2 protein-coding genes are annotated in these 3,432 nt (G+C 62.2%); one reads left to right on the top strand and one right to left on the bottom strand.

Features of this window, described 5'->3' with window-relative positions; genetic code table 11:
- Positions 1-1,864: hypothetical protein (locus EOA36_RS31120; protein ID WP_348629833.1), on the top strand; the 1,864-nt coding region annotated here is incomplete at its 5' end.
- A gap of 65 nt (positions 1,865-1,929) precedes the next feature.
- Here the strand turns inward: EOA36_RS31120 and amrB are convergent.
- The coding region (gene amrB / locus EOA36_RS31115; RefSeq protein WP_127280720.1) for an AmmeMemoRadiSam system protein B at positions 1,930-3,432 on the bottom strand (1,503 nt) is incomplete at its 5' end.

Genomic DNA, 3,432 nt, shown 5'->3' with positions numbered 1-3,432 from the left:
GTGGGATATGGCAAGGCCAGGAATCTTCGCAATGAGGGCAATGGCTGCCGCTCCCCTGCTGGCGGCGTTGATGTTGTCGGCATCTCTTACCGGACAGGCCTTCGCCAACGGAGGCAGTTCGCAGCCAGCCGGCGCCTGGGCGGAGCGCGTGCAGGTCCTCTATCAGAGCCGGACGCGTTCGGTGCTGCGCAGGATGGTGCGGGTGTGGGATTTCCAACCGGAAAAAAATCTCGACTTCACCTGGGAGCCGGCCGCTGGCCAGTCTCCCGATCGGACGATCGCCGAAGACGGCACCGTCAACGGCAAGGGCCGCCTGGTCTGGCGCGTGCGCGGCTCTGCGAACTATGACCCGAAGACCGTCTATTCCAGTTATTTTGGCTCCGTCAGGAACGGCCGGCTGGATGGGCAAGGGCGGCTCGAGCTTCGTTCGGGCGAGGTCTTCGACGGGCTGTGGCTTGAGGGAGAATTCAACGGAAAGGGCATCCATATCGATGCCGAGGGCAACCGCTATGAAGGCCAGTTCGTCGCTGGCGTCGCGAATGGCGAAGGCCGGCTCATGTCGAAGACCGGCGAAATATTCGCCGGCTCCTTTGTCGACGGATTGAAGAACGGCAAGGGTCGGACCCGGCTCGCCGGCGGCACGGTCTATCAATCGCAATGGGTGATGGGCAAGGAGGTCGGCAGCTCGCGTCCAGACGTGCTGGCCGATGCCCGGGTCGGCGGCCTTTTGAAGGCGCAGACCGGCGGCGGCGACGCCGACAAGGTCGAGATCGGGGTCGTGGTGGATCAACGTATGACGCAGCAATCCGACATGCAGTACCAGCACCTGGTGCGCGACGAGGACATCGCGATCTATCCGCAGGCGGATGAGGACAATGACAGCTGGAACGGCACCGGGCAGGTTACGACCAGCAATGTCTTTGGCCGCAAGGACTGGGACGAAGCGCCGGCCTTCGCCGAGGTCGACCTCAAAACGACGGACCAATCCAAAGTCAGGCTCGACCGCCTGGAAATGAAGGTCGCCTCGAGCGATGCCTACCGCAAGCCGATGCTGTCGATATCGGAGCATTTCGGCTGTGTCGGCTTCCGGCCGGATTTCTCGATCATCAACAATGGCTGGGGCGACGCCAAGGACATGAAAATGTCCATCCAGTTCACGACCGTGGACGAGGATGGCAATCCCAGCGGCCAGCCAAGCCGTATGTTCAGCAAGGACATTGGCAGTTTCGGCGAGGGCGTCGACGTGTCGATCAAGAGCGTGCTCACTGAAGCCGGCGTCGACACCGCCAGCCTGGAGACGGGGCGGTTTCCCTGTCCGTCGGTGGACAGTCTCAATGTCTGCCGCAGTCAGTTGGCCAACAAGATCAAGTTCGGCGAGGTCGCCGACTATCTCGGCAATATGCAGCAGGCGATGACACTGAATGCGATCGGCAAGCTCGATTATTCCTGGACAGATGACGAAGGTCATATCAATCAGAACAGCGAGCCGTTTCGCACCTCGGTGACCGTGGCGGTTTTCGAGACCCCGGAATCGATGGCCGAATGCGGCGATGGCGGTGGCGGCACACCGGAAGCGATGCGCTACCAGAACATCGAGTTTCCAATCGGCAAGCACGACTACACGATCGCCATGCCGGTGCGCGGCAACAAGAACATCAGCGCCTATACGGCGCGGCTGAAGATGTGGTCGTCGATGTCGTCCATCCACAACTTCAGCATCGCCGCGCATTTCGCCGATGGCAGCGTTCGCGAGAGCAAGCCGGTGACCTTCTTCTATTTCAAGCCAAAGCGGTCGCTGTTCGAGACCAAGACCGAGCCGGCGGCGTGTTATCTGCCACGCGACATGGTCGGCTGCAGCGGTTAGGACGTATCGATATTCAGGTGATGCCGGCCCGATCTTAAGCCTGGCGCATCCTGATCCAGGAACGGCTATTTGCGGCCCATCTCGAAATAGTTGGGCAGGGGAATGAGCCGGGCGAAGATCGTGCCCTGGGGAAAGACGCGCAGTTCCAGCATCGATCCGGACGAGCGTTCCGCCTTCTGGTCAAATAGGAAATTGCCGAGCGAATAGACTTCAGCCACATCGCCGCCGCCGAGCGGCACGATTGCCTCGCTCGACACATGCGGATGGCCGCCGACGATGGCCGACACACCGCGCAGCCGCATCTGGTCGGCGAGCATCTCTTCGCGCGCCGACGGCTCGGTCTTGTATTCGCGGCCCCAATGGACGAAGGCGACCACCGGGCGTTCGGCATTTTCGTGCAGCAGGCGGTCGAGCAAGGCAGGGGTGAGCAGGTCGGTGTTCTTCGAGCCGTTGGTGTCGATGTCGGTCAGGCCGACCAGGTCGAGATCGGCGAGCGCCAGCGTCTCGCCCTGGGCGACATGGGGGATGCCGGCTTCGTCCAGCGCCTGCAGCGTCTCGGCATAGCCGGACGGGCCGAGATCGTAGGCATGGTTGTTGGCGAGGCTCACGCCGGCGACATGCAGCCGCTTCAGCATGTCGACAGCGAGGCCCTCCGGCATCGCCAGCGTCATATCGTCGATCGCCTCCGGCACGTTGGGCAGGATGACGCCTTCGAGATTGACGATCAGCGGCCGCGAGTTGGTCAGCGACAGGATGCTGTCGACGATGCGGTCGGCAACACCGTCGCGGACCAAAATCTTCTTCATGGCGCGGCCGAAATTCACGTCGCCGGCGAGATAATAGATTTTGTCCTTGGGCCGTGTGGGGTTGTTGAAGTCGGGGCCGAAAGCGCCGAACAGCGCCACCACATAGCTGGTGGTGCGCTCGACATAATCCGATGTGTGTTCCTGCGAGTTCTCATTGGCGACGACCAGCGGCAGGGCGCCGAACAATTCGCGCTGCAGCCTGGTCTGGATGTAGAGCGCGCCGACCGAATCGGCATGATCGGGCTGGCGCAGTGCCGCGATGCCGTCGAGCGAGCTGGCGGCCAGCATGTTGAGCGACTGCTGGTCGAAACGGTGTGCCTCATGCTGCGGCAGATAGTGCGAGAAGTCGGTGGATTCGACGATCAGCGTGTCGTGGTCGACAATTGTCTTAAGTGCCTCGGCAAGCCTGTCCCAGTCGCGGCGCCGCGCCTTCACCGACATCGCCACCGGCACGATTTTCGCCTCGGGGAAATAGTGGTGCAGGAAAGGCAGCATGGCACGTACGCCATGCTCCTTGTCGAACAGGCAGGACTCCTCGACCATGTCGCTGTTCTTCTCCAGAAGCCGCACGGCATCGGTGTCGGCCTTGACCGGACCAAGCACGGTATCGAAGCCGCGCGCCGTGGTGGCGTAGAGCTTGTGCGTCTTGTGGAAATGGTCCGGCGACAGGATGACGATGCGTTTGTAGCGGAAGCCCGAGGCGGCATGAAAACCCAGCGCCACCAGGTCGGCGGCCAGGAGATGATGCGGCACGGTGATGCC

The sequence above is a fragment of the Mesorhizobium sp. M8A.F.Ca.ET.021.01.1.1 genome (assembly GCF_003998025.1).
Taxonomy (GTDB): domain Bacteria; phylum Pseudomonadota; class Alphaproteobacteria; order Rhizobiales; family Rhizobiaceae; genus Mesorhizobium.
The sequence above is the reverse complement of the archived record's forward strand: the minus strand, read 5'-3'. Positions and strand labels throughout refer to the sequence as shown.